Source organism: Streptomyces sp. NBC_00271 (assembly GCF_036178845.1).
Classification (GTDB): Bacteria; Actinomycetota; Actinomycetes; order Streptomycetales; family Streptomycetaceae; genus Streptomyces.
In genome coordinates this window covers 8,766,235-8,791,145 of the sequence record NZ_CP108070.1, presented here as the reverse complement: position 1 = coordinate 8,791,145, position 24,911 = coordinate 8,766,235, and the positions used below count along the sequence as shown (strand labels likewise).

General features: G+C 71.8%; 17 protein-coding genes and 2 pseudogenes. 9 read left to right on the top strand and 10 right to left on the bottom strand.

Annotated elements, in window-relative coordinates; all coding sequences use genetic code 11:
- Positions 1-57: 57 nt before the first annotated feature.
- Together OG798_RS39695 and OG798_RS39690 are read left to right on the top strand one after the other, a co-directional pair.
- The gene (locus tag OG798_RS39695; RefSeq protein ID WP_121418264.1) at positions 58-501 is read left to right on the top strand and encodes an SRPBCC family protein; all 444 of its coding nucleotides are present in this window, start codon (positions 58-60) and stop codon (positions 499-501) included.
- A 64-nt stretch (positions 502-565) separates the two neighbouring features.
- Positions 566-2,115, top strand: a pseudogene (locus tag OG798_RS39690) (PAS domain-containing protein).
- A gap of 47 nt (positions 2,116-2,162) precedes the next feature.
- Here the strand turns inward: OG798_RS39690 and OG798_RS39685 are convergent.
- From OG798_RS39685 to OG798_RS39665, 5 genes are all read right to left on the bottom strand, one after another.
- The gene (locus tag OG798_RS39685; protein WP_095851937.1) at positions 2,163-3,314 is read right to left on the bottom strand and encodes an XdhC family protein; all 1,152 of its coding nucleotides are present in this window, start codon (positions 3,312-3,314) and stop codon (positions 2,163-2,165) included.
- A 55-nt stretch (positions 3,315-3,369) separates the two neighbouring features.
- A complete protein-coding gene (locus OG798_RS39680) occupies positions 3,370-4,827 on the bottom strand; it encodes an NCS2 family permease (RefSeq protein ID WP_095851938.1) in 1,458 nt (485 codons plus the stop codon).
- A 109-nt stretch (positions 4,828-4,936) separates the two neighbouring features.
- On the bottom strand, positions 4,937-7,321 hold the full coding sequence (locus OG798_RS39675) for a xanthine dehydrogenase family protein molybdopterin-binding subunit (RefSeq protein ID WP_328758567.1): 2,385 nt from the start codon (positions 7,319-7,321) through the stop codon (positions 4,937-4,939).
- A gap of 2 nt (positions 7,322-7,323) precedes the next feature.
- Positions 7,324-7,908, bottom strand: a complete 585-nt coding sequence (locus tag OG798_RS39670; RefSeq protein WP_060901054.1) for a (2Fe-2S)-binding protein — start codon at positions 7,906-7,908, stop codon at positions 7,324-7,326.
- On the bottom strand, positions 7,908-8,798 hold the full coding sequence (locus OG798_RS39665; protein ID WP_095851940.1) for an FAD binding domain-containing protein: 891 nt from the start codon (positions 8,796-8,798) through the stop codon (positions 7,908-7,910). The genes OG798_RS39670 and OG798_RS39665 overlap by 1 nt, the downstream gene beginning before the upstream one ends.
- A 342-nt stretch (positions 8,799-9,140) precedes the next feature.
- Here OG798_RS39665 and OG798_RS39660 point away from each other — a divergent pair, with 342 nt between their 5' ends.
- Complete coding sequence (locus tag OG798_RS39660; protein ID WP_095851941.1) at positions 9,141-10,814, top strand: PucR family transcriptional regulator; 1,674 nt, start codon at positions 9,141-9,143, stop codon at positions 10,812-10,814.
- Positions 10,815-10,963: 149 nt separating this feature from the next.
- The gene (locus tag OG798_RS39655) at positions 10,964-11,737 is read left to right on the top strand and encodes a hypothetical protein (RefSeq protein WP_095857695.1); all 774 of its coding nucleotides are present in this window, start codon (positions 10,964-10,966) and stop codon (positions 11,735-11,737) included.
- Between the two features lie 89 nt (positions 11,738-11,826).
- Here the strand turns inward: OG798_RS39655 and OG798_RS39650 are convergent, their stop codons facing one another.
- Both OG798_RS39650 and OG798_RS39645 read right to left on the bottom strand, forming a co-directional pair.
- On the bottom strand, positions 11,827-12,126 hold the full coding sequence (locus OG798_RS39650) for a hypothetical protein (protein WP_121414666.1): 300 nt from the start codon (positions 12,124-12,126) through the stop codon (positions 11,827-11,829).
- 132 nt (positions 12,127-12,258) lie between these two features.
- Positions 12,259-13,122 (bottom strand): GntR family transcriptional regulator, encoded by an 864-nt coding sequence (locus tag OG798_RS39645; RefSeq protein WP_443053973.1) that lies wholly within the window; start codon positions 13,120-13,122, stop codon positions 12,259-12,261.
- A gap of 156 nt (positions 13,123-13,278) precedes the next feature.
- On the opposite strand from OG798_RS39645, the pseudogene OG798_RS39640 reads away from it, so the two are divergent.
- Both OG798_RS39640 and OG798_RS39635 read left to right on the top strand, forming a co-directional pair.
- A pseudogene (locus tag OG798_RS39640) lies at positions 13,279-14,149 on the top strand ((2Fe-2S)-binding protein).
- Positions 14,150-14,467: 318 nt separating this feature from the next.
- Entirely contained in the window at positions 14,468-15,520 is a 1,053-nt protein-coding gene (locus tag OG798_RS39635) for a DUF2637 domain-containing protein (protein ID WP_095851944.1), read from the top strand.
- Between the two features lie 64 nt (positions 15,521-15,584).
- On the opposite strand, the gene OG798_RS39630 is transcribed toward OG798_RS39635, so the two are convergent.
- From OG798_RS39630 to OG798_RS39620, 3 genes are all read right to left on the bottom strand, one after another.
- Positions 15,585-16,037 carry an ATP-binding protein gene (locus OG798_RS39630; RefSeq protein WP_373558926.1) on the bottom strand — a complete coding sequence of 151 codons (453 nt, stop codon included), beginning with the start codon at positions 16,035-16,037 and terminating at the stop codon, positions 15,585-15,587.
- A 508-nt stretch (positions 16,038-16,545) separates the two neighbouring features.
- Positions 16,546-18,288, bottom strand: a complete 1,743-nt coding sequence (locus OG798_RS39625; RefSeq protein ID WP_121414668.1) for a pyruvate dehydrogenase — start codon at positions 18,286-18,288, stop codon at positions 16,546-16,548.
- 83 nt (positions 18,289-18,371) lie between these two features.
- Positions 18,372-20,342: a PP2C family serine/threonine-protein phosphatase gene (locus OG798_RS39620; RefSeq protein ID WP_267063126.1), complete on the bottom strand. Its 1,971-nt coding sequence runs from the start codon at positions 20,340-20,342 to the stop codon at positions 18,372-18,374.
- 476 nt (positions 20,343-20,818) lie between these two features.
- On the opposite strand from OG798_RS39620, the gene OG798_RS39615 reads away from it, so the two are divergent.
- From OG798_RS39615 to OG798_RS39605, 3 genes are all read left to right on the top strand, one after another.
- On the top strand, positions 20,819-21,799 hold the full coding sequence (locus OG798_RS39615) for a TrmB family transcriptional regulator (protein WP_075031092.1): 981 nt from the start codon (positions 20,819-20,821) through the stop codon (positions 21,797-21,799).
- A gap of 36 nt (positions 21,800-21,835) precedes the next feature.
- Complete coding sequence (locus OG798_RS39610) at positions 21,836-22,318, top strand: DUF456 domain-containing protein (protein WP_095851946.1); 483 nt, start codon at positions 21,836-21,838, stop codon at positions 22,316-22,318.
- Positions 22,319-22,494: 176 nt separating this feature from the next.
- Complete coding sequence (locus tag OG798_RS39605) at positions 22,495-24,807, top strand: glycosyl hydrolase family 95 catalytic domain-containing protein (protein WP_267063125.1); 2,313 nt, start codon at positions 22,495-22,497, stop codon at positions 24,805-24,807.
- Positions 24,808-24,911: the final 104 nt, after the last annotated feature.

Below are 24,911 nucleotides of genomic sequence, written 5' to 3'. Positions count from 1 at the left end.
TGCGTGTGCGAGTGCCGGTCGTGGGGGGTGGGCCTTCGGGCCGCCTACGATCCGTTCGTGGTCCTCTTCCAGCTGGAACGCGTGTCCCCTTCTCCCGTCGAAGAGAGTTGGCTTCGCCTCACCGACTGGCACCGGCATGCCGCCGTCGTCCCGCTGACCCGGGTCACCGTGCGCACACCGCCGCCGACCGGCGAGGGCACGGTGTTCGTCGCGCGGTCGGGGGTGGGCCCGTTGGTCTTCGACGATCCCATGGAGGTCGTCACCTGGCGGCCACCCCGGGACGGGGGTACGGGAAGGTGCCGGCTGGTCAAGCGCGGCACGTTCGTCACGGGGTGGGCCGAGATCGAGGTCCGCCCGGTGGCGGGCGGGGGCTCGCGGGTGCTCTGGCGGGAGGACCTGAACGTACGGTGGCTGCCGCGGTTCTTCGACCGGCCCCTGGGGTGGGCGGGGCGGTGGATGTTCGGGCGAGCGGTGGGAGGGCTGCTGCGGCCCGAATCCTGACGCTCCGTGCTCGCGGCGGGTCGCGCGCCCTTGCATGAAACGGGAAAATTGTAGGCTTTACAGCATGAATACACGGCTGGCTCTGCTCAGCACGGTGGACCCTGGTGTCACGGAGAGTGAGATCTTCCGGCTGGCGCTCCAGCACGCGGTGGGGGAGCTGGGTGCCCTGGGGGGGGATGATCCATCTGCGGGGCCCCATGTCCGCGCTGCGCCTGGTGTCGGCCACCGGCCTTCCCGCGGTCCTCACCCGGCCCTGGGAGATCATCGACCAGGATGGCCCGCTGGCCCCGACCCGGGCCCTGCACCAGGGTCGGGGCGTGTGGATTGCGCCGGGATCCGGCGAACAGCCCGGATCCGGTGCGGTCTCATGGCCCGGGACCGGACTGGCGGCCGTGCCGGTGTTCAGTGGCGACCGGGGGATCGGCGCGCTCACCGTGGTGATGGGCGGCCAGGGGGAGCCGACCGTCGAGCAGTGGGGTTTCCTGCAGGCCGTGATCGCCTGGACCGAGGAGCGCATGCAGCAGGCACCGCCGCCCGCTCGGCCGCCCCGGGAGGAACTGAGCGGTGACCGGCTGCGGCAGGCTCTGGAGGAGGTCCGGGTCGGCTCGTGGGACTGGAACATCGAGACCGACGAGCTGGTCTGGGACGAGGCCGCCCTTGAGCTCTACGGCACCAGGCCGGCCGAGTTCACCGGCAGGATCGAGAACTGGATGAGGATCGTCCACCCCGACGACCTGGCGCCGACCCTGGGGGCGGCGCAGAAGGCGCTCCGGGACCGTACGGTGTTCGAGGCCGAGTACCGGGTGCGCCGCCTGGACGGCACCTACGGCTGGACCCAGGCCCGCGCCCGGGCGACCTACAACGCTCAGGGCGAACCCGTACGGATGATCGGCGTGGGATGGGAGAGCAACGAGTCCCGCTCCGCCCGCGACGGAGATCGACGACGGCATGGCCGAACTCGCCCGGCTGCTGCGGGCCGCGCACGAGGGTCCCGGTGAGATGGCCGCCGACCTGGAGCGCCTCTGCGACACCGTCACCGCAGGGCTGCTCCCCGCCGAGCACTCCACCGCCGACGACGCGGCCCTCCTCATCGCCCGCCTCCACGCGCTGACCGACGACGACATGGCTTCCTGGCTGCTTCCCGAGGACCCGCGAGCGGCCGGGCAGGCCCGCTGCCACATCCGCGAGCAGCTTCACACCTGGGGCCTGGACGACCTGACGCCGACGACGGAACTCCTCGCCAGCGAGCTGGTCGGCAACGTCGTGCGCCATGCGAAGGGACCTGTGCGGCTGCGCCTCCTGCACGGCCCCGAGCTGGTCTGCGAGGTCTTCGACGGGAGTCTGACCATGCCGCGCATCCGCCGGGCGTCGGAGACCGACGAAGGCGGACGCGGACTGCAACTCGTCACCGCGCTCTCCCGGCGCTGGGGCACCCGCTACACGGCGACCGGAAAGTGCATCTGGACCGAGCAGCCACTGCTCGGCCCGGAGAGCCCGACCGGCCTGCCCACCGACGTCCTGGACCTCCCGTTCCTGGACACCGAGGAGTTCGCCCGGGACCTCGGCGCGCTCACCTCCGGGGACCAGGAACTGCCGGGCCCGGCCCCCCAGTAGCCGACCGGCGGCCGCATCACCCCCGCACTCCCCCGACACCGCCCGGCTCAGGCCACCGACCCGATCCGCCGCGCCGGAACCGACGTCGCATCGTGGTGGATCGGCGTGTGTGCCCCGGTGAGCGACACCCCGCTCCCCCCGCGCCGGTTGGCCACGATCTCCGAGGCGATGGACAGGGCCGTCTCCTCCGGCGTGCGGGCGCCCAGGTCGAGGCCGATGGGGGACCTGAGGCGCGCCAGCTCCAGCTCGGTGACGCCGACTTCGCGCAGGCGGTCGTTGCGGTCCAGGTGCGTGCGCCGGGAGCCCATCGCGCCGACGTACGCGACCGGCAGCCGCAGCGCGAGGCGCAGCAGCGGTACGTCGAACTTGGCGTCGTGGGTGAGGACGCACAGGACGGTCCGGGCGTCCACCTCCGTGCGCTCCAGGTACGTGTGGGGCCACTCGACGACGATCTCGTCGGCGTCGGGGAAGCGGGTGGCGGTCGCGAAGACCGGGCGGGCGTCGCACACCGTGACGCGGTATCCGAGGAACTTGCCGATGCGGACCAGCGCCGACGCGAAGTCGATCGCGCCGAACACGATCATGCGCGGGGGCGGCACGGACGACTCGACGAGAACCGTGAGCGGCGCTCCGCACCGAGAGCCCTGCTCTCCGATCTCCAGGATGCCGGTGCGGCCCGCGTCCAGGAAGGCGCCCGCCTCGCCGACCACCGTGCGGTCCAGCTCGGGATGGGCGCCGAAGCCGCCCTCGTACGAGCCGTCGGGGCGGACTAGCAGCGCCCGGCCCCGCAGTTCGGCGGGACCGCCGACGATCCGCGCGACCGCCGCCGCCTCCCCCCTCGCGGCGGCGGCCAGCGCGGAGCCGAGCACCGGCCGGGCGGGGTCGCCCGCCCGGACCGGCGTGACGAGGATGTCGATGACGCCACCGCAGGTCAGACCGACAGCGAAGGCGTCCTCGTCGCTGTATCCGAAGCGCTCCAGGACGCTCTCGCCGTCCTCGAGCGCCTGCCGGCACAGTTCGTAGACCGCGCCCTCCACGCACCCGCCGGAGACCGAGCCGATCGCCGTGCCGTCGGAGTCGACGGCGAGTGCGGCGCCGGGCCGGCGGGGCGCGCTGCCGCTGACGGCCACCACGGTGGCCACGGCGAAGTCACGTCCCTGCTCGACCCACCGGTGCAGCTCTTCGGCGATGTCCAGCATGTCTCGGTCTCCTTAACAGGGGGTGCGTGGAGGGTCGTCGACCGGAAGGGGCGTGTCAGTGCACGCCCATCCAGCTCTCGATCGGATTCAGGGCGAAGAAGACGAGGAAGATCGCCGCCAGGCCCCACATGAACGCCCCGATCTCCCGGGCCTTGCCCTGGGCGATCTTGATGGCGACGTACGACAGCACTCCGGCCGCGACGCCCGCGGTGATGGAGTACGTGAACGGCATGACGACGACGGTCAGGAAGACCGGGATCGCGGTGGCGCGGTCGGCCCAGTCCACATGGCGGGCGTTCATCATCATCATCGCGCCGATGACGACCAGTGCCGCCGCCGCGACCTCGCCGGGGACGATCGCCGTCAGCGGGGTGAAGAAGAGGCAGGCCGCGAAGAACAGGCCCGTGACGACGGAGGACAGGCCCGTACGGGCCCCTTCGCCGACCCCGGTCGCGGACTCGACGAAGACCGTCTGGCCCGACGCGCCCGCGACCCCGCCGACCGCTCCGCCCGCGCCGTCGATGAACAGCGCCTTGGACAGGCCCGGCATCCGGCCCTGCGCGTCGGCGAGCCCCGCCTCCGTGCCGACGCCGATGATGGTGGCCATCGCGTCGAAGAACCCGGCGAGGACCAGCGTGAAGACGATCATGCCGACCGTCATCACTCCGACGTCGCCCCAGCCGCCGAACTCGACCTTGCCGAAGAGTGAGAAGTCCGGCATCGAGACCGCGCCGCCGTGCAGTTCGGGGGCGCCGCTCGCCCACTGCTTGGGGGCGATGACGCCGAGGGCGTTGAGGACCACGGCGAGTACGGTGCCACCGACGATGCCGATCAGGATCGCGCCGGGGATGCCGCGCGCCTGGAGCATGAAGATGGCGAGCAGCGTGGCGGCGAAGAGCAGGACCGGCCAGCCGGCGAGTTCACCGGCCGGGCCGAGGGTGACCGGGGTGGACTTCCCCTGGTGCACGAAACCGGCCTTGTAGAAGCCGATCAGCGCGACGAACAGGCCGATGCCCATGGTGATGGCGTGCTTCAGCGCCAGCGGGATCGCGTTCATGATCATCTCGCGCAGGCCGGTGACGACCAGGAGCATGATGACCACTCCGTAGATCACACACATGCCCATGGCCTGCGGCCAGGTCATCTGCGGGGCGACCTGCGAGGAGAGCACTCCGGAGACGGAGAGTCCGGCGGCGAGGGCCAGGGGCACCTTGCCGAAGAAGCCCATCAGAAGCGTGCTGAAGGCCGCCGCGAACGCGGTCGCGGTGATCAGCGCGTTCTGGCCGAGTGTGTGACCCGCCGCGTCCTTGCCGGACAGGATCAGGGGGTTGAGCAGGAGGATGTACGCCATCGCCATGAAGGTGGTGACGCCGCCGCGCACCTCACGCGCGACCGTGGATCCCCGCTGGGATATGTGGAAGTAACGGTCGAGCCAGGACCGCCCGGCCGGGACGCGGGTACCCGCACCCGCGTCGTCGGCGACGGTCCTGGGCTCCACTGACTGCTGGGTCATGGTGCCATCTCCCAAGGTTCACAGGGGCACCCGCGTCAGCAACCACGGTGGTTGCTGCGGGATTTGGGATGGTGCACGACCCGGGGGACGGCCCGAGACGAACAGAGGGTTACTTGCCGGTCAGGTGCTCGGGGCGTACCGGCGTCCTGTTGAGCTCCAGACCCGTCGCGTTCCGGATCGCCGCGAGGACGGCCGGGGTGGACGACAGGGTCGGGGCCTCGCCGATGCCACGGAGCCCGTACGGGGCGTGGTCGTCGGCGAGTTCGAGCACGTCGACCGGGATGGTCGGCGTGTCGAGAATCGTGGGGATCAGATAGTCCGTGAAGGAGGGGTTCTTCACCTTCGCGGTCTTGGGGTCGACGATGATCTCCTCCATGACCGCGATGCCCAGGCCCTGGGTGGTGCCACCCTGGATCTGGCCGACGACGGACAGCGGGTTGAGTGCCTTGCCGACGTCCTGGGCGCAGGCCAGCTCGATGACCTTGACCAGCCCGAGTTCGGTGTCGACCTCGACGACCGCGCGGTGCGCGGCGAACGTGTACTGGACGTGGCCGAAGCCCTGTCCGGTGCGCAGGTCGAAGGCCTCGGTCGGGCGGTGCCGCCACTCGGCCTCGATCTCGACGGACTCGTCGCCGAGCACGTCCACCAGGTCGGCCAGGACCTCGCCGCCGTCGGTGACAACCTTGCCGCCCTCCAGGAGCAGCTCCGCGGTCGCCCAGGCGGGGTGGTACGTACCGAACTTGCGGCGGCCCAGCTCCAGGACCTTCTCGCGGACGAGCTCGCAGGAGTTCTTGACGGCGCCACCGGTGACGTACGTCTGCCGCGACGCGGACGTCGAACCGGCGCTGCCCACCTGGGTGTCGGCCGGCTGGATGGTCACCTGGGTGACACCCAGCTCGGTGCGGGCGATCTGCGCGTGGACGGTGACACCGCCCTGGCCGACCTCCGCCATCGCGGTGTGCACGGTCGCGACCGGCTCGCCGCCGACGACCTCCATGCGGACCTTGGCCGTCGAGTAGTCGTCGAAGCCTTCGGAGAAGCCGACGTTCTTGATGCCGACCGCGTAGCCGACACCGCGTACGACGCCCTCGCCGTGCGTGGTGTTGGAGAGGCCGCCCGGCAGCTGCCGTACGTCGGCCGCCTCGCCGGCGGTGAGCCACTGCTGCTCCGGCGGCATGGGCATCGCCTTGACCCGGCGCAGGAGTTCGGCGACCGGGGCCGGCGAGTCGACGACCTGCCCGGTCGGCATGACGGTGCCCTGCTCCATCGCGTTGAGCTGGCGGAAGGCCACCCGGTCCATGCCCACCTTGTCGGCGAGCTTGTCCATCTGGGCCTCGTAGGCGAAGCAGGCCTGGACCGCGCCGAAGCCGCGCATGGCGCCGCAGGGCGGGTTGTTGGTGTAGAGGGCGATGGCCTCGATGTCGACGTTGTCGATGACGTACGGGCCCGCGCCCAGCGAGGAGGCGTTGCCGACGACCGCCGGGGAGGCGGAGGCGTAGGCGCCGCCGTCCAGGACGATCCGGGCCTTCAGGTGGGTGAGCTTGCCGTCCTTGGTCGCCCCGTGCTCGTAGTAAAGCTTCGCGGGGTGGCGGTGGACGTGCCCGAAGAAGGACTCGAAACGGTTGTAGACGATCTTGACGGGCTTGCCGGTGCGCAGCGCGAGCAGGCAGGCGTGGATCTGCATCGACAGGTCCTCGCGTCCGCCGAACGCGCCGCCGACGCCCGAGAGCGTCATCCGGACCTTGTCCTCGGGCAGGCCGAGGACGGGCGCGATCTGGCGCAGGTCGGAGTGCAGCCACTGGGTGGCGATGTAGAGGTCGACGCCACCGTCCTCGGCGGGCACGGCGAGACCGGACTCGGGGCCCAGGAACGCCTGGTCCTGCATGCCGAAGGTGTACTCGCCCTTGACGACGAAGTCGGCCTTCTTCGCGGCCTCTTCGACGTTGCCGCGGACGATCGGCTGGCGGTGCACGATGTTCGGGTGCGGGACGTGGCCGATGTGGTGGTCGTCGCGGCCCTCGTGGATCAGGATCGCGTCCGGCGCGGTCGCGGACGCCTCGTCCGTGATGACCGGCAGCTCGCGGTACTCCACCTTGATCTTGGCGGCGGCGCGGCGCGCGGTCTCCGGGTGGTCGGCGGCGACGATCGCGACCGGCTCACCGTGGTGGCGGACCTTGCCGTGCGCGAGGACCGGGGTGTCCTGGATCTCCAGGCCGTAGTTCTTCACCTCGGTCGGCAGGTCGTCGTACGTCATGACGGCGTAGACGCCGGGCGTCGCGAGGGCCTCGCCGGTGTCGATGGAGACGATCTCGGCGTGGGCGACCGTGGAGCGCAGGATCTGCCCCCAGAGCATGTCCTCGTGCCACATGTCGGACGAGTACGCGAACTCGCCGGTGACCTTGAGGATGCCGTCCGGGCGGAGCGTCGACTCGCCGATGCCGCCCCTGGTCTTGGAGCCCTGCGTGAGGTTGGTGGGTGTACCCGTGGTTCCCATGGTCAGACCGCCTCGGACTGCCGGGCGGCCGCGAGGCGGACCGCGTCCATGATCTTCTCGTAGCCGGTGCACCGGCACAGGTTGCCGGAGAGCGCCTCGCGGATGTCCGCGTCGGTCGGCGTGGGGTTGCGCTCCAGCATCTCGTCGGCGGCGACCAGCAGACCCGGGGTGCAGAAGCCGCACTGGACGGCGCCTGCGTCGATGAACGCCTGCTGGATCGGCGAGAGTTGTCCGCCCTCGCCGGTGTGGGAGTCCTGGGGCTTCGACTCCCAGCGCCTGGCCTCGTCCAGCGAGGTGCCGCAGGATCCGGTCGCGCAACCGCCGTGCTCCGCGCGCTGCTTGGCGAACTCCGCGAGGCCCTCGACCGTGACGACCTCGCGGCCCTCGACCTGGCCGGCCGCGACCAGACACGAACACACCGGCACACCGTCGAGGCGGACCGTGCAGGAACCGCACTCGCCCTGCTCGCAGGCGTTCTTGGAGCCGGGCAGGCCCAGGCGCTCGCGCAGCACGTACAGCAGGGACTCGCCCTCCCACACGTCGTCGGCTTCCTGGGGACGGCCGTTGACCGTGAAATTGACACGCATTACGCGACTCCCTCCGTGTGGGCGGCGGTGCCGCGGTACGACTCCCAGGTCCAGGTCAGGGTGCGGCGGGCCATGATGCCGACCGCGTGGCGGCGGTAGCTCGCGGTGCCCCGGACGTCGTCGATCGGGTTGCAGGCGGCGGAGCAGAGGTCCGCGAACTGCTTGGCGACCGACGGGGTGATGATCTTGCCGTTGTCCCAGAAGCCGCCCTCGTCGAGCGCGGCGTTCAGGAACTCCTCGGCGGCCTTGGCGCGGACCGGCGTGGGCGCGGCGGAGCCGATGCCGGTGCGGACCGTACGGGTGGAGGGGTGCAGGGCCAGGCCGAAGGCGCAGACCGCGATCACCATGGCGTTGCGGGTGCCGACCTTGGAGTACTGCTGGGGGCCGTCGGCCTTCTTGATGTGGACGGCGCGGATCAGCTCGTCGGGCGCGAGCGCGTTGCGCTTCACGCCGGTGTAGAACGCGTCGATCGGGATCAGCCGCGTTCCCCGTACGGACTCGGCCTCGACCTCGGCGCCGGCCGCGAGGAGGGCGGGGTGGGCGTCGCCGGCCGGGGAGGCGGTGCCGAGGTTGCCACCGACGCCGCCGCGGTTGCGGATCTGCGGAGAGGCCACGGTGTGGGAGGCCAGGGCCAGGCCGGGGAGCTCGCCGCGGAGGTCCTCCATGATCCGGGTGTACGGGACGGAGGCGCCCAGGCGCACGCTCTCCTCGCCGACCTCCCACTCGCTCAGCTCGCCGACGCGGTTCAGGTCGAGGAGGTACTCGGGCCGACGGTGATCGAAGTTGATCTCGACCATCACATCGGTGCCACCCGCAATCGGCACAGCGGTGGGGTGCTCGGCCTTCGCGGCGAGCGCCTCCTCCCAGCTGGCGGGGCGAAGGAAGTCCATGAGTGGCTCTCTTCTTCGTATCGTGGGTCGTTCTGATCAAGCCAGATCGTGTGCGGCGGCCCGGGCTCGTTCATGAGTTGTTCACGTGGAGTGAGGTCAGTACACCGCGCTGTCCTCCACCGGGGTCAGTCACCGAAACCATGAAGGAGTTGGCTGGCCAGGGCGGTCATCTTGTAGATTCGTATGAACGGAGGTCATCAGTAACCTCCTCGTTTTCCTATGGAAACGACAGGAAACATCCAGCACACGCTGGGACCAGGGAGTACGGCTCGCGGACCCGCTCGCCCATTGCTCACCTTCAGATCCATCGTAGATTTCGAGACAAGAACGGCGGCGACGAGAATGCGGCTGCGCGCACTGCTGGACACCGACGCGCTGGGCCTGCGGCTGCTCGGCGGCGAGGACGAGCTGGACCGCACCGTACGCGGTGTGATGACCACGGACCTCAAGGACCCCAGCCGCTATCTCTCCGGCGGCGAGCTGGTCCTCACCGGGCTCGCCTGGCGGCACGGCGCCGCGGACTCCGAGCCCTTCGTACGGATCCTGGCGGCCGCCGGGGTCGCGGCCCTCGCCGCCGGTGAGGCGGAGCTCGGCGACATCCCGGAGGACCTCGTCCTGGCCTGCGTGCGGCACCGGCTGCCGCTGTTCGCCGTGCACGAGTCGGTGGCGTTCGCGACGATCACCGAGCATGTCGTACGCCAGGTCTCGGGCGAGCGCGCCGGGGACCTCGCGGCCGTGGTGGACCGGCACCGGCGGATGATGACGTCCGGCCCGGCGGGCGGCGGCCCCGACGTGGTCCTCGACCTGCTCGGCACCGACCTGGACCTGCGGGCCTGGGTGCTCTCCCCCACCGGACGCCCCATCGCCGGTTCGAAGCTCGCCGGGGCCGCGCTGCCCGCCGACGTGTCCGCGAAGCTGGCCGCGGAACACCTCGCGGCGGCGCGCACCGGGCGACGCGGACCGCACCGGGTGCTCCTGGGCACGACGACCTACTCCCTCTTCCCGATCCGCTCCTCCGGGCGCTCCGCGGCCGCCTCCCGCGACGTACGCGAGACGGTGCTCTCCGACTGGCTGCTCGCGGTCGAGGCGGACGCCGGGGACTGGCCCGCGGAGCGGCTCGACCTGCTCCAGGGCGTCACCCAGCTGATCGCGGTCGAGCGGGACCGGCGGGACGCGGCGCGCACGGTACGGCGCCGGCTCGCGCAGGAGGTCCTCGAACTGGTGCAGACGGGGGCGGCCCCCGCGGAGATCGCGGCCCGGCTGCGCGTCGCCGCGCCGGTGCTGCTGCCCGGGCTCGGCGCCGCACCGCACTGGCAGGTGGTGGTGGCCCGCGTCGAGTGGGACGGCGGCGAGGTCGAGGGCGGGCCGGTCGCCCAGTCGCTCCTGGAGGAGATCCTCGTCGACCCGCTGACCAGCGGCCCCGAGCACTCCGACCGGATCGCCGTCGCCCATACGGGTGAGGAGGCGATCGCGCTCGTCCCTCTTCCGGCGGTCTCCGCGGAGCACGACGGCTCCGAGTCGGGCATCCTCGCGGACACCCTCCTGGAGGCCGTACGCGACCCGCTGTCGGCCGGCCTGAACGACGACGGGCGGCTCACGCTCGGCGTCAGCGCCGCCGTGCACTCGGCCGAGGGGCTGCGCGGCGCCCTGGAGGAGGCCCGGCACGCGCGCCGGGTCGCCGCCGCCCGCCCCGGCCGGGTCTGCGCGGCCGGACACCAGGAGCTGGCCTCGCACGTCCTCCTGCTGCCCTTCGTGCCGGACGACGTACGCCGCGCCTTCACCGCACGCCTGCTCGACCCGCTCCGCGACTACGACCGCCGCCACCGCGCCGAACTCATCCCCACCCTGGAGGCGTTCCTCGACTGCGACGGCTCCTGGACGCGCTGCGCCACGCGGCTCCACCTGCACGTCAACACACTGCGCTACCGGGTGGGCCGCATCGAGCAGTTGACGGGCCGGGACCTCTCCCGCCTCGAGGACAAGCTCGACTTCTTCCTCGCGTTGCGCATGAGCTGAGGTCACGGGTCCGTGCGGCGCGTGTCAGCAAGTGCCGCACCAGTCCCACGACTTTGTGAAATCCTTCACCCACCCCCTTGGCCGGGTACCGCGATCCGTGCTGAGATGCCACCACTCAACAGCTCAATGGCGTGCTCGGGGAGGGCAACGTGGCGCATACCGCCATGTCTGGTTCCGGAACGAACGCAGGGGACGATCCACTCCAGACCGCGGTATGGCGGCTGCGCTCGCGCGCCTGCTGGGTCGACGCGGCCGCACTGCTCCAGCCCGGGACGGCGGGCCCCGCACTGCAGAGAGCCTCGCTCCTCGTCGAACGGTGCCTGTACACCGAGCAGGGCTGGGCCGAGGCGGAGGACGCGCTGCGGACGGCGGAGGCGGTGGCCCACAGCGACGACGAGCGCGGGGCGGCGGCCTGTGAGCGCGGGCAGCTCGCGTACGCGGCCACGCTGCTCGGGGTGCGCGACCGGGCGGACGAGGCTCGGGCCGCGCTCGGGCGGGCCGCCGCGCTGATCGCCCCGGGGGCGCCGGGGCGGGCGCTGCTGGACTTCCGGCGCGGGCTGCTCGCCGAGAACCTCGCGCAGTCGCCGCAGGCCGCGCGGGCCGCGTACCGGCGTGCCCACGCGGGCGCTGTCGCCCAGGGCGACCCGCTCCTGCTCTCCTTCACCTGGCGGCACCTTGCCGGACTCGCCTTGCGGGACGGGGAGTTGGCCGAGGCGCGGCACGGGTTCCGTGAATCCCTGCGGATCCGGGAGGAGTTGGGGTACTTGGTGGGCACGGCTCCGGCATTGGCCTCGCTCGCGGATGCCGAGGTCGAGCCGGAAGCGACTCGGTTGCGGGCGGAGGCGGGGCGGTTGTTCCGGTTGCTCGGGGGTGTGCCGACGTGGCTGGCGCGGCAATTGACTCCACCCGCCGCAACCGCTTGAGGTGGTGCGGAGGGTGCGGGTGAATCGTGGCTGGTCGCGCCCGCGCGGCGGAGCCGCATGTGTCACGGCCCCGCGTTCGCCGGACCGGGTCAGTTGCTCTGGACGTGCGCCAAGAGGTTGCGGGCGAAGTTCCCCACCGCGGTGCGGAGTTCGGGGTCGTGGGCGACGTAGACCACGACCCCGACGATGATGATCAGGACCAGGAGGCCGCGCAGGCCGCCGCCCCGGGCGCCGGTGTGCGGCGCGGGGCGGTGCGTGTGGGGTGCGCCGGTGTGACGGGCGTGGGCCCGGGCCATGTCGTGCGCCGCGCGATGGTGGCGTACGTGGTTCTGGTGGATCCGCTGGGCCTGCTGAGCTTGCTGCATCGCCTGCCAGGACGGGTCGGGCATCGTCTTCTCCCCCGGTGTGCTGCTGGTACCGGGGGACACGCGTGCGGGGCCGTCCGGGTTCCCGGCGGCGCGTCCTGTTGCCCGGCGCCCACGGAGCCGTGACGTCCGCCGGGGGAAGGCGACGTGCCGGACCTAGGCGTCGGCGAAGTGCTCTCGTACAAGGGACTGGACGGCCGGGAGGTCCTGGGCGGTCAGGGCGTCCAGGAGGGCGAGGTGCTCGGCGGCGTCGGCCATGAGGTCCGCGCGGCCGCGCGGGACGGGGCCGCCGACCAGGGGCCACTGGGCGCGGCGGTGCAGGTCGTCGGCGATCTGCACGAGCTGGTCGTTGCCGGCGAGGGCGAGGATCGCGTGGTGGAAGGCGCGGTCGCACTCCGCGTAGGTGGCGCGGCACCCCGCGGACGCGGCACGCGCCGCCGCCTCGGCGAGCGGGCGCAGTTCGGCCCAGCGCGCGGCGGGCACCGTGCGGGCGAGGCGCAGCACCACCGGGACTTCGAGGAGGGCGCGGATCTCGGCGAGTTCGGCCAGCTCGCGCGTCCCGCGCCGGACGACCCGGAAGCCCCGGTTCGGTACGACCTCGACGGCGCCTTCGAGGGCGAGCTGCTGCATCGCCTCGCGGACGGGTGTGGCGGACACCCCGAAGCGTTCGCCGAGCACGGGCGCCGAGTACACCTGGCCGGGGGCGAGTTCGCCCGCGACGAGGGCGGTGCGCAGGGCGTCGAGGATCTGCCCGCGGACCGAGGCCCGCTGGACCACGGGGCGCGCGGTCTCCACGGGGCGCGTGCTCTCCACGCGGGGGTGCGGGAGGGGCTGCTCGCTGTGGGTGTGCTCGCCACGGGCCCCGGGGGCGGACCGGGACTCGTCGGAGGCGACGCCCCGCTCCCGCTCGACGTCCGCCGCCCGTGTCTGTGCGGGCACCCGGACGGACGTCGTACGGATGTCCGGCGCCGCCGACCCGGTGGAAACGCGCGCGCCCAGCGAACCGGCCTGCTGCTCCACGGGGTCCTCCTCCGGGCTTGGTGGTACTTGGGGGTCATTGCGGCGGTTGTTACCCGTCCGTCAAGCACCATAGGCGCACATGGCCCCAGTTCAAACATCCGATATTGAGGGTAAGGTAAGCCTAACCTGTCAACGATCGTGAAGCGGGGTACCCGTATGTCCGCTCCCGCCCTGGCCACAGGCGCCCTGGGCCTCGCCGACGCCCACCCCGCCCGCTCGGCCGTCACAGCCGCGTACACCCGGCTGACCGAGGTCTTTCCGGGGCTGAGCGTGCGGGAACTGGGACACGGGGAAGCGGCCCCGGAGGGTGACGGCTGGGTCGGCGCCGCCGGGCTCGCGGCGGGCGGGGCGGACCTCGACACCTTCCTCGCCTGGGACGAGGCGCAGGTCATCAGGGACTACGGACAGCGGGCGCGCCCGGACGTGGTGGCGAGCTTCGGGCTGCACCGGTACGCCTGGCCGGCCTGTCTGCTGATCACCGTCCCGTGGTTCCTGCTGCGCCGGGTGCCCCGCCTCCCTGTGGAGCGCGTCACATTCCAGCGCACGCTCGGCCGGATGGCGGTCCGGGTGGAGGAATTCGCCTGCCTGCCGGGCGACCCGGCGGCCCGGCGCTCGGGTCGTCCCGGACGAGGAGGCGCTGCGGGTCGAGGTGCGGGCGGCGGCGGCCGAACACCTGGAGCCGGTCCTCGGCGGCTTCGGCCCGCGCATGCGGCGCCGCGGCCGGGCCCTGTGGGGCATGGCGACCGACGAGGTCGTCGAGGGTCTCTGGTACGTCGCCGAACTGCTCGGCGAGGAGCGGCGCGCGCGGCGCGAGCTGGAGCTGCTGCTGCCGGGGGCGACCCGGCCGTACGTCGGCTCCGCCGCGTTCCGGGAGCTGAGCGGCCCGAACGGGGAGTCCCTGCCCACCCGCGACCGGGCGAGCTGCTGCTTCTTCTACACCCTGAATCCCGAGGACACCTGCGTCAACTGCCCGCGCACCTGCGACACGGACCGCATCGCCAAGTTGACGACCACCGCGACGGATTGAGCGCCGACCCCGTCGTACGGACGGGCTTCCCGGGTGCCCTAAGATCAACTCCGATCGAGACTCCCGACGGGTGCCCGACAGATGACAGGCACTTCACAACTTCCTCACTTGTCGCAGGAACTTTCCGTAGAACCATCCGTACGGGTAATCTTATTCGCACTCAGCTCCCGTCCCTCGCGCGGCAGTTCGAGCAGAATGTCGCCCTGCGCATCCCCTTGCACTCTCTTGGCGGCCTCTTGCCCCGAAACCCCCTGAGGGCCGACGGGCGTGGGCCAATATGGCGGGCGTTACGCCCTATCCCAATGCAAGGGACCCCAGATGAGATTGACCGACATATCGCTGAACTGGCTGCTTCCGGGCGCCGTTTTGCTCCTGGGACTGCTGGCGGCGGTGGCGGTGCTCGCGCGCAGCAAGCGGTCCGGGGAGAACGCGAGCAGCAACAACGACGACTCGTGGGAGCGCAGCGAGGAGCGTCGCAGGCGTAAGGAAGCCGTCTACGGCACGGCCTCCTATGTGCTGCTCTTCTGCTGTGCCGCGGTCGCCGCGGCGCTCTCCTTCCACGGCCTCGTCGGCTTCGGCCAGCAGAACCTCGGACTCACCGACGGCTGGGAGTACCTCGTGCCGTTCGGTCTGGACGGCGCGGCCATGTTCTGCTCCGTCCTCGCCGTGCGCGAGGCCAGCCACGGTGACGCGGCGCTCGGCTCCCGGATCCTCGTGTGGACCTTCGCCGGTGCCGCCGCCTGGTTCAACTGGGTGCACGCCCCGCGGGGTGTGGACCACTCGGGCGCTCCCCAGTTCTTCGCGGGCATGTCCCTGTCGGCCGCCGTGCTGTTCGACCGGGCGCTGAAGCAGACCCGCCGTGCCGCGCTGCGTGAGCAGGGCCTGGTCCCGCGTCCGCTGCCGCAGATCCGTATCGTCCGCTGGCTGCGCGCGCCCCGTGAGACGTACAGCGCCTGGTCGCTGATGCTCCTGGAGAACGTCCGCACGCTGGACGAGGCGGTGGAAGAGGTCCGCGAGGACAAGCGCCAGAAGGAGCAGAACCGTCTGCGTCGGCGCAACGAGGAGCGGGTCGAGCGGGCGCACCTCAAGGCGCTCAGCCGCGGTCACCGGGGCCTGCCCGGCCGTGGTGGTGGCGGCGGTGGCCGGCAGCAGCTGGAGACGACCGTGGAGCGTGCTCCCGCGCAGGCCACCGCGGAGCCTGCCATAGCGGCGCCGGAGCTGCCCGTACGCTCACGGCCCTCCCTTCAGCCCGTCCGCAAGAGTGGTGACCCGATCACCGTCGATCTCACCGCGGAGGACGACACGATGGCCCTGCCGCGACTCGACTCCCTGGAGCGCAAGCTCAAGGACCTGGAGCAGCAGTTCGGCTGAGACACCGGGGTGGTCCGGCCGTTGAACGGCCGGACCCCGGACGGGAATTACGGCGGCGCGGTGACTACACCGCGCCGCCGTCCAGTTCGAACCAGACCGACTTGCCCACGCCGTGGGGGCGTACCCCCCAGGCGTCCGCGAGGGACTGGACCAGGACGAGGCCTCTGCCGTGCGTACCGTCGTCGGCGATCGGTACCCGCAGTCTGGGCCTGCGTCCCACGAAGTCCCTTACCTCCACGCGGAGTCCGCGGGGTCCGACGGTGGCCGTCAGGACCGCGTCGTGGTCGGTGTGGATGAGGGCGTTGGTGACGAGTTCGCTGGTCAGCAACTCGGCTATCTCGGACTTCTCCGGCTTCCCCCAGTGTCGTAAGAGTTCCCTCAGCGCTCTGCGGGCCTCTGGCACCGCCCGTAGATCGGCCCTGGCCAGCCGCCGCCTGAGCTGCGGGGCGGCCGGGTCCCTCGTGCCCTCGGTCGCTTCTTCCTCCACTGCCTGTGCCGAGGAGGCCCCGATGGCCACGGGACCGCCCCCTCGTACCTGCCTCTTCATGACCCCCGCCTGCATGCCGATGTCGGGTTCCCCTCCTGATCGAACATGTTCACGGGAATCCATGCCCCATCGGGGACGCGGCAGTCATGTCGAATGGTCAACCACCAGCCAATCCCGAGCGGAAGCACGGCGTCGCGCCGCAGCGGTGGCCCGTGGGGCGCCTCAGCCCGTGCGTCAGGGATCTTTGGGGCAGGCGCGCGCGACGGCGATCCGCCCCGTGGAAAGCCCTGCTTGCCCTGCTCAACGCCTGTTGAGGCGCACGGTTCGGCCCCGGCGCACGGCGGCGGCGCGCCCGGCGGACCCGCACCACCCGGCGCCTCCCCCTCCCGGGCGGCATGTTGACCGCGGGCGCTCGGCCCATCTACCGACTCTCGGCTGCGGGTATGGCCGTACTCGACGGGGAGGCGACGCGGCAGGCCCCTACCCGCAGCGACGGCCGGGCAAGGAATCGGGCAGCGGTCAAGGAAACGGTCAGCAGTCAGGGACGCGGCACGTTGCGCAGGTTGGAGCGGGCCATCTGCACCATCCGGCCGACGCCCCCGTCCAGGACCATCTTCGACGCCGACAGGGCGAATCCGGTCACCATCTCCGCGCTGATCTTCGGCGGGATGGACAGGGCGTTGGGGTCGGTGACGACGTCGACGAGGGCGGGGCCCTTGTGCTTGAAGGCGGCCTTCAAGGCGCCGGTGAGGTCCTTGGGCTTCTCGACGCGCACGCCGTACGCCCCGCACGCGCGCGCGACGGCCCCGAAGTCGGGGTTCTTGTTCGTGGTCCCGTACGAGGGCAGCCCGGCGACCAGCATCTCCAACTCGACCATGCTCAGGGCAGAGTTGTTGAAGAGGACGACCTTCACCGGCAGGTCGTACTGGACGAGGGTGAGGAAGTCGCCCATCAGCATGGCGAACCCGCCGTCTCCGGACATCGAGACGACCTGCCGGTCCCGGTCGGTGAACTGGGCCCCGATCGCCATCGGCAGCGCGTTCGCCATCGAACCGTGCGAGAACGAACCGATGACCCGGCGGCGGCCGTTGGGCGAGATGTAACGGGCCGCCCATACGTTGCACATTCCGGTGTCGACCGTGAACACCGCGTCCTCGTCGGCGAGTTCATCGAGGACGGAGGCCACGTACTCCGGGTGGATCGGCACGTGCTTCTCGACCTTGCGCGTGTACGCCTTGACGACACCCTCGAGCGCGTCCGCGTGCTTCTTCAGCATCTTGTCGAGGAAACGGCGGTTCCCCTTGGGCTTCACCCGGGGCGTCAGACAGCGCAGGGTCTCCTTCACATCGCCCCACACCGCCAGATCCAGCTTGGAGCGGCGGCCCAGGCGCTCGGGCCGGACGTCGACCTGGGCGATCTTGACGTCGTCCGGGAGGAAGGCGTTGTACGGGAAGTCGGTGCCGAGCAGGATCAGCAGGTCGCACTCGTGGGTGGCCTCGTAGGCGGCGCCATAGCCGAGCAGACCGCTCATACCGACGTCGTACGGGTTGTCGTACTGGATCCACTCCTTGCCCCGCAGCGCGTGTCCGACCGGGGACTTGATCTTCTCCGCGAACTCCATGACCTCGGCGTGCGCGCCCGCCGTGCCACTGCCGCAGAAGAGCGTGATCCGGTCGGCCTCGTCGATCATCGCGACGAGCTTGTCGATCTCGGTGTCGCCGGGGCGGACCGTGGGCCGGGAGGTGACGAGGGCGGTCTCCAGGGCCTTGTCCGGGGCGGGCTCGGAGGCGATGTCGCCGGGGAGGGAGACGACGCTGACACCCGACTGGCCCACCGCGTGCTGGATGGCGGTCTGCAGCAGCCTCGGCATCTGCTTCGGGTTGGAGATCATCTCGTTGTAGTGACTGCACTCGCGGAAGAGCTGGTCCGGATGGGTCTCCTGGAAGTAGCCGAGGCCGATCTCGCTGGAGGGGATGTGCGAGGCGAGGGCGAGGACCGGGGCCATGGAGCGGTGGGCGTCGTACAGACCGTTGATGAGGTGGAGGTTGCCGGGGCCGCAGGAGCCGGCGCAGGCGGCGAGCTTGCCGGTGATCTGGGCCTCGGCGCCCGCGGCGAAGGCAGCCGTCTCCTCGTGTCGGACGTGGATCCAGTCGATCGCCGCGTTGCGCCGGATCGCGTCCACCACCGGGTTGAGGCTGTCGCCGACGACGCCGTACAGGCGCTTGACGCCCGCACGGACGAGGATGTCGACGAACTGCTCGGCGACGTTCTGCTTGGCCATGCTGCACGCACCTCTTTGTGATCCATGGATCCCGCGGGTCCCTTGGTTCATCCGTCGGGTCCATGAATTCACACGGCGCGCCGTTACGCCTCCCAAACGGCCGCGACGGTCCGGTCGTCGGCGTACCCCTTGACCCGCACCTGGGTGTCGGCGAGAAACGCGGCGAGGCCGGGCGGCTCGCCCGCCGACCACCGCGCCGTCAGGTGCTCGCAGAACTGTGGTTCGCCGCGCAGGGGCTCCGCGAGGCCGTCGGTGCACAGCAGCAGCGTGTCACCCGGTCGGGCGACGGAGGCGCGGAAGCGGAAGGGTTCGCGGGGCGGTTCGGGGGCCGGTTCGTACGGGCTCGGGGGCGTGGTGATGCCCAGGTCCATGGTGAGCCGGTCGCCCTCGGGGGTCTCGTGCGGCAGCGATCCGAACCCGACCACCGCCTCGCCGGTCGTCTCGGCGACCCGCGGCTCGATGTCCTGCCACTCGCCGTCCCGCAGCCGGAACAGGCCGCCGGCACCGACTCCGAAGAAGACGCGTGTACGGCACTCGGGGTCCCCGGTGAGCAGCAGGCAGCGCAGCCCGGCGGTGTACTCCTCGGGTTCGATGCCCTGTTCGGCGGCGCTCGCGCGCAACTTGCCGAGACTGCGGTCGGTGAGCCGGTGCAGGCCCGACTTCAGGTCGCCGCGACGGGCCGCCCTGATGTCCTCGGCCAGCCGTGCGTGACTGCCGCCCACGGCGCGCCCGATCCACCGGCACGCCTCGGCCGCCGCCCGGTGCGCGCCGGGGGTCGCCCGGGCGCCGGTCGCCATCGCCACCAGCACCAGCGCGTGCTCGCCCGCTCCGAAGCGGGCCGTGAGCAGGGAGTCCCGGCGGGGCTCGCCCCTGAAGCGCGCGGAGTCGCCGCGCACGGAGGCCGCGCGCAGGGTGCTCGCCCCGTAGCGCGCCCCGTCCAGGACGGTGTCGGCGACCAGGTCGTCGAGGTCGTCCGGATCGGCGGACGGGAGGGCGGTGGGCTCGGCGTCGTAGGTGGGCGGGCCCGAGCCGACGTAGTCGACGGGAGGTGGCTGGTAGGGGACGGTGAGGACCGGCTCGGGGAGGGCGTCCACGGGGGCGGCCGCGCCGGGCGGGGCGGGATCCGGCGGCGTGGTGGGGCGCGGCGGCACGGCCGCGCCGGGCGATTCCTTGGACGTACGGCCACGGAGCGACTCGGCGTGGAACCCGGGCGGCGTCGGTCCCGGCGGGAAGGCCGCGGGGGCCGGCGGTTCGGCGGGCGGGGGTTCCCAGGGAGGCAAGGGCTCTTCGCCGCCCCCCGGGGAGCGCGGATCCACATCACTCCGAGCGAAGCCGGTGGCCTCGCTGCTCCACCATGGGCGGGGCTCCGCGTCGGCCGACGAGGGGCCGGGATCCGCATCGGCCGACGAGGGGCCGGGTTCCTCCCCGCTCCCCGAGGGGCCCGGGTCCCCGCTACTCCACGAAAGGCCCGGGTCCGCGCCACCCCACGCAAGGCCCGGGTTCCCGTCACCCCGGGAGAAGCCGGAGCCCTCCCCGCTCCCCGGAAGGCCAAGGTCCCCGTCGCCCCGAGAAGAACCCGAGTCCCCGCCACTCCGCGAGGAGCCGCGGCCCCCGCCGCTCCACAAGGGACCGGAATCCTCCCCACCCCTCGAGCGGCCGGAGTTCTCCCCGCTCCCCCAAGGGACGGCGTCCTCGGCCTCCGAGGGGCCTTGGGCGGCGTCCACGCTCGTCGAGGGGGTCAGGTTCTCGGCGGGCCCTGTCGGGTCGAGGTAGCGGTCCGGTGGGTCGGACGGTGGCTCGCGGTCCCAGCGGGCGAGGCGCCGTCCCAGTGCCTCGCCGCGCGCGGTGGCGCCGCCGCCCCGTTGCTCAGGGACGACGGGAGCCCCGTCCGGTTCGGGTGGCGCGGACCCCGATCCCACCGTCCCCGCGGCCGACGCGAAGCGGTCGTCGAGGGAATCCGCCGCGAGCGTGGGCCCCGTGTCCCCGGTGGCGTCGTACAGCTGCCCCCACCAGTCGTCCTCGTGACCGGTAGGCCTCTCCCCCTGCTGACTCATGCCCTTAATTGTCCACCGCGAGAGCCGGATGAAAACGGTGCATCCGGAAAAACCGGCCACGGGACTGGTAGTCGAACGGCATGTCGGGTGACGTATCGAACGGCCGTATGAGCGAGGAGGGGTGACGAAAGGTCGGACGCCGCGTCGAAGTGGACGCCGCGTCGAAGCCGCCGGACGATCCCACCCCCCACGGGAGGACCGTCCGGCGGCGCCCTGAGTGTGACCTGCTTCCCTGAGGTTCCCCTGTGACGCGCGCTGCCGCGCTCCCCAAGGCGCCACTCCCAAGATCACTCCGCCCGCGTCCGCGCAGGCCGGTCCGGCCCAAGCCGGGCATTACGGGCGACTGTTGCTGCCGCGGTGCCGTGAGCTTGGCAGAGTTACGGGTGCTGCGGCGATGATGTGCCGAGGCGGGTTTGCGCCGTGGCCGATTTCCGCCAGGTCACGGCCGGAACGGGATTTGGGGAGGGCATCGCCGCATGCTGGGAGCGATAGGTCTGGACGAGACGCACGAGTCGGCGTACCGGGCACTGGTGTCCGTGGGCGCCGCCGACGTGCCCGACCTCGCGCGGCGGCTCACGCTCGGCGAGCACGACACCGAGCGCGCCCTGCGCCGACTGGAGCGGCACGGTCTCGCGGCCCAGTCCTCGGGCCGCCCGGGACGCTGGGTCGCGGCGCCGCCCGGGGTCGCCCTGGGCGCACTGCTCACCCAGCAGCGGCACGAGCTGGAGAAGGCGGAACTGGCGGCCGCCCTGCTCGCCGAGGAGTACCGCGCCCAGGCCACCGAACCCGCCGTGCACGACCTGGTGGAGGTGGTGATCGGAGCCGCGGCGGTCACCCAGCGGTTCCTCCAGCTCCAGCTCGGCGCGGCCACGGAGGTGTGCGCGCTGGTCACCGGGAACCCGATGGTGGTCTCCGGGATGGACAACGACGCGGAGGAACAGGCCGCGGGACGGGGCGTCGGCTACCGCGTGGTGCTCGAACGCGCCGTACTCGACCAGCCCACCGGCCTCACCGAGCTGTCCGCCGCGCTCAGCCGCGACGAGCAGGTACGGGTCGTGGACAAGGTGCCGACCAAACTGGTGATCGCCGACCGGACGCTCGCGATGGTGCCGCTCACCTCGCACACCGCGGAGCCCGCCGCCCTGGTCGTGCACGCCAGCGGGCTCCTGGAGCTGCTGTCGGGCCTGTTCGAGTCGGTGTGGCGGGACGCGCTGCCGCTGCGGCTCGGCAGCCGGGGTGTCATGGAGCAGGAGCCGGACGGCCCCGACGTCACCGATCTGGAGATCCTCTCCCTGCTGCTGGCCGGGCTGACCGACGCGAGCGTCGCCAAGCAGCTCGACCTGGGTCTCAGGACCGTACAGCGCCGGGTGAAGCGGCTGATGGAGCTGGCGGGCGTCACGACCCGGCTCCAGCTGGGCTGGCACGCCTACGAGAAGGGCTGGGTGGCCCGCGACTGACCTGCGCTTTCGCGCTGGCTCAGTCACCCTGGGCAGATGGGAGCGTGGGAACTCCTGCTGGTCGGCGTGGTGATCGTGCTCGGCCTGTGCGGAGTACTGGTGCCCGGCGTGCCGGGGTCGTGGCTGGTCTGGGCCGCGGTCCTGTGGTGGGCCCTGACCGACCCACGGGCGCTCACCTGGGGCGTACTGGTGGGCGCGACCGTGGTCCTGCTGCTGGCCCAGGCGATCCGCTGGGGGCTGCCGCCCCGACAGCTCCGGGAGGCCGGGGCCACTCCCCGCATGGGCGTGTACGCCGGGGTCGGGGCACTGCTGGGTTTCATTGTGCTGCCGGTGGTCGGCGCGGTCGCGGGCTTCCTCGGCGGGATCTACCTCTACGAGCGGCCGCGGCTGGGTGGACACGGCCCGGCGAAGGCGGCGGTGGGGACGGTCATGCGGTCGGGCGGCTGGAACGTCCTGACGGAGCTGTTCGCCTGCCTGCTGGTCACGGCCGCGTGGCTGGCCACGGTGATCTGGGGCTGACCAACGCTGTCGGCGGAGCCGGCGGAGCCTCAACGGAGCCAGCGGAGCCAACACATCGGATCTCTCCCTTCATATTGACGGGCTGCAGCCACTTCTCTACGTTGCATCGCGGGATAGCTCCGATGAATCGATGAATCGCCCGAAGTGCAGTCCTAGAGCCGCCTGGAGGCACCCGCATGCCCAGCCCGTCCAGACGTACCGTCCTCGCCACCGGTTCCGCCCTCGGCGGCACCCTGCTCGCCGGAGGCCTGCCCGCCCAGGCCCGGGCGGCCGAGCACGCGGACACCTCCGACCCCTGGCGTACCGTCCTCGACGACGCCGATCTGGTCTGGCAGCGCATGCCGAAGACCTGGTACGAGGGCCCGTACCTCGGCAACGGCTTCCTCGGCTCCGGGATCTACGCCGAACCGGGCGCGGAGACCGGTTCCTTCTCGGCCGTGCGCTTCAACGTCCAGCACTCGCAGGTGCAGGACCACCGTCCCGAGTTCGGCTCCCTCTTCGGCCTCGCCCGCCTGCCCATCGGCTGGTTCACGCTGGAGCCGGTCGGCGCGATCACGGGCCTGGACTGGCGGCTCGGCCTGCGCGACGCCGAACTGACCGGCACGCTCACCACGGACAGGGGCACGCTCACGCTCCGCGCCCTGGTGCACAACTCCCGCTCGGTCCTCGCCGTCGAGGTGACCCCCAGCGAGGGCGAGCGCGACTTCCGCTGGGTCTTCCACCCGGCGGACGCGATCAGCCCGCGCGCCGACTTCAAACCCCTCCCGGACGGCTACCAGGGCAACCCGCCCGCCGAGGTCGCCACGCACGACGGCGTCTCCACCGCCGTACAGCCCCTGCTGTCGGGTGGACAGCATGTGACGGCGTGGCGGGAGCGGACGCGGGGCGGAACACGATGCCTGTACGTGCATGTCGCGCACTCGTATCCCAGGTCCACGGCGCTGGGCCGGGCGCTCGCCACCGTGCGCGGGGCCTCGGCGCTGCCGTACGACCTGCTGGCCAAAACCCATCGCGCCTGGTGGCACGCCTACTACCGCAAGAGCTTCCTCTCCCTCCCCGACGCGCGCATCCAGCGCTTCTACTGGATCCAGCTCTACAAGACGGCGTCGGCGGCCCGGCGGGACGCGCCCGTGATGGCGACCAGCGGCCCCTGGCTGGAGTCCACGCCCTGGCCCAACACCTGGTGGAACCTCAACGTCCAGCTGGAGTACTGGCTGATCCACGGCTCGAACCATCTCGAACTGGACGCCGTGACCCGGGCGTTGAGCGAGTTCCGGGGCAATCTGTCGAAGGAGGTGTCGGACCGGTACCGCGCCGACTCGCTCGGCATCCCGCGCACCACGGACCCACAGCTCGTCAACGGCGCGGCCGGCACCCTCACCGGCTACGGCGTCGGCATCCCCGGCCAGGACCCGCCCACTCCCGAGGTCGGCAACCTCACCTGGGCCCTGCACAACGTCTGGCTCAGCTACCGCCACACCATGGACGAGTCGATCCTGCGGGACGTCCTCTTCCCCCTGCTGCGCAAGGCGGTCAACTACTACCTGCACTTCCTGGAGCCGGGCACGGACGGGAAGTTGCACCTGCCCGCCACCTTCTCCCCCGAGTACGGCGGCAACTCGCGCGACTGCAACTACGACCTGATGCTGCTGACCTGGGGCTGCCGTACCCTGCTGGAGTCGGCCGAACTCCTCGGCATCGACGACGCGTTGGCGCCGCGCTGGCGCGAGGTGCTGGCCAAGCGGGTGGCATACCCGACCGACGCCAACGGCTTCATGATCGGCGCGGACATCCCCTTCGCGAAGTCGCACCGGCACTACTCACATCTGCTCGCGGTGTACCCGCTGTACGAGCTGACCGGCCGTACCCCCGACGAACTGGCCCTGATCGAGAAGTCGTTGGCGCACTGGGTGGGCTTCGAGGGCGCTCTCCAGGGCTACACCTTCACGGGCGCCGCCTCGATGTCCGCGCTACTCGGCAAGGGCGAGGACGCCCTCAAGTACCTCGGCCAGCTCATGACCCGCTTCATCCAGCCCAACACCATGTACAAGGAGTCGGGCCCGGTCATCGAGACCCCGCTGTCGGCCGCCCAGTCCCTGCACGACATGGTCTGCCAGTCCTGGGGCGGCGTCGTCCGGGTCTTCCCCGCCCTGCCCGCCGACTGGGCGGACCTGACGGTCCACGACTTCCGCACCCAGGGCGCCTTTCTGCTCAGCGCGGTACGCAAGGGCGGCGCGACCCGGTGGGTCCGGCTGGTCAGCGAGGCGGGCGCGCCCTGCGTCGTACGGCACGGCATCGCGGGCGCGATCGACGTGCGGGACGGGCGGGGACGGCCGCTGCGGTACGGGACGGTGGGCGAGGGGACGATCCAAGTCACCTTGCGCCGCGGCGAGTCGGCGCTCATCACCGCGAAGGGCGACCGCCCGGACCTGACCGTCACGCCGGTACGGCCGAACGCGGACGCTCCCCGGTGGGGGCTGCCCGCCTAGGTCCTGTCGTCACATTCCCGTCGTCCGCCCGGAGGGCGGGCCTCGCGGCGTCAGGTGCGTGCTCTCGGCGTGCCGGGCACGGGCCCTCGTACTGGATGTACTTG

Coding starts and splice junctions, on each gene's coding strand:
- OG798_RS39685 (WP_095851937.1), bottom strand. CDS start 3,314: ATGCTGGACATCGCCGAAGAGCTGCACCGGTGGGTCGAGCAGGGACGT.
- OG798_RS39680 (WP_095851938.1), bottom strand. CDS start 4,827: ATGACCCAGCAGTCAGTGGAGCCCAGGACCGTCGCCGACGACGCGGGT.
- OG798_RS39675 (WP_328758567.1), bottom strand. CDS start 7,321: ATGGGAACCACGGGTACACCCACCAACCTCACGCAGGGCTCCAAGACC.
- OG798_RS39670 (WP_060901054.1), bottom strand. CDS start 7,908: ATGCGTGTCAATTTCACGGTCAACGGCCGTCCCCAGGAAGCCGACGAC.
- OG798_RS39665 (WP_095851940.1), bottom strand. CDS start 8,798: ATGGACTTCCTTCGCCCCGCCAGCTGGGAGGAGGCGCTCGCCGCGAAG.
- OG798_RS39660 (WP_095851941.1), top strand. CDS start 9,141: ATGCGGCTGCGCGCACTGCTGGACACCGACGCGCTGGGCCTGCGGCTG.
- OG798_RS39650 (WP_121414666.1), bottom strand. CDS start 12,126: ATGCCCGACCCGTCCTGGCAGGCGATGCAGCAAGCTCAGCAGGCCCAG.
- OG798_RS39635 (WP_095851944.1), top strand. CDS start 14,468: ATGAGATTGACCGACATATCGCTGAACTGGCTGCTTCCGGGCGCCGTT.
- OG798_RS39625 (WP_121414668.1), bottom strand. CDS start 18,288: ATGGCCAAGCAGAACGTCGCCGAGCAGTTCGTCGACATCCTCGTCCGT.
- OG798_RS39620 (WP_267063126.1), bottom strand. CDS start 20,342: ATGAGTCAGCAGGGGGAGAGGCCTACCGGTCACGAGGACGACTGGTGG.
- OG798_RS39615 (WP_075031092.1), top strand. CDS start 20,819: ATGCTGGGAGCGATAGGTCTGGACGAGACGCACGAGTCGGCGTACCGG.
- OG798_RS39610 (WP_095851946.1), top strand. CDS start 21,836: ATGGGAGCGTGGGAACTCCTGCTGGTCGGCGTGGTGATCGTGCTCGGC.
- OG798_RS39605 (WP_267063125.1), top strand. CDS start 22,495: ATGCCCAGCCCGTCCAGACGTACCGTCCTCGCCACCGGTTCCGCCCTC.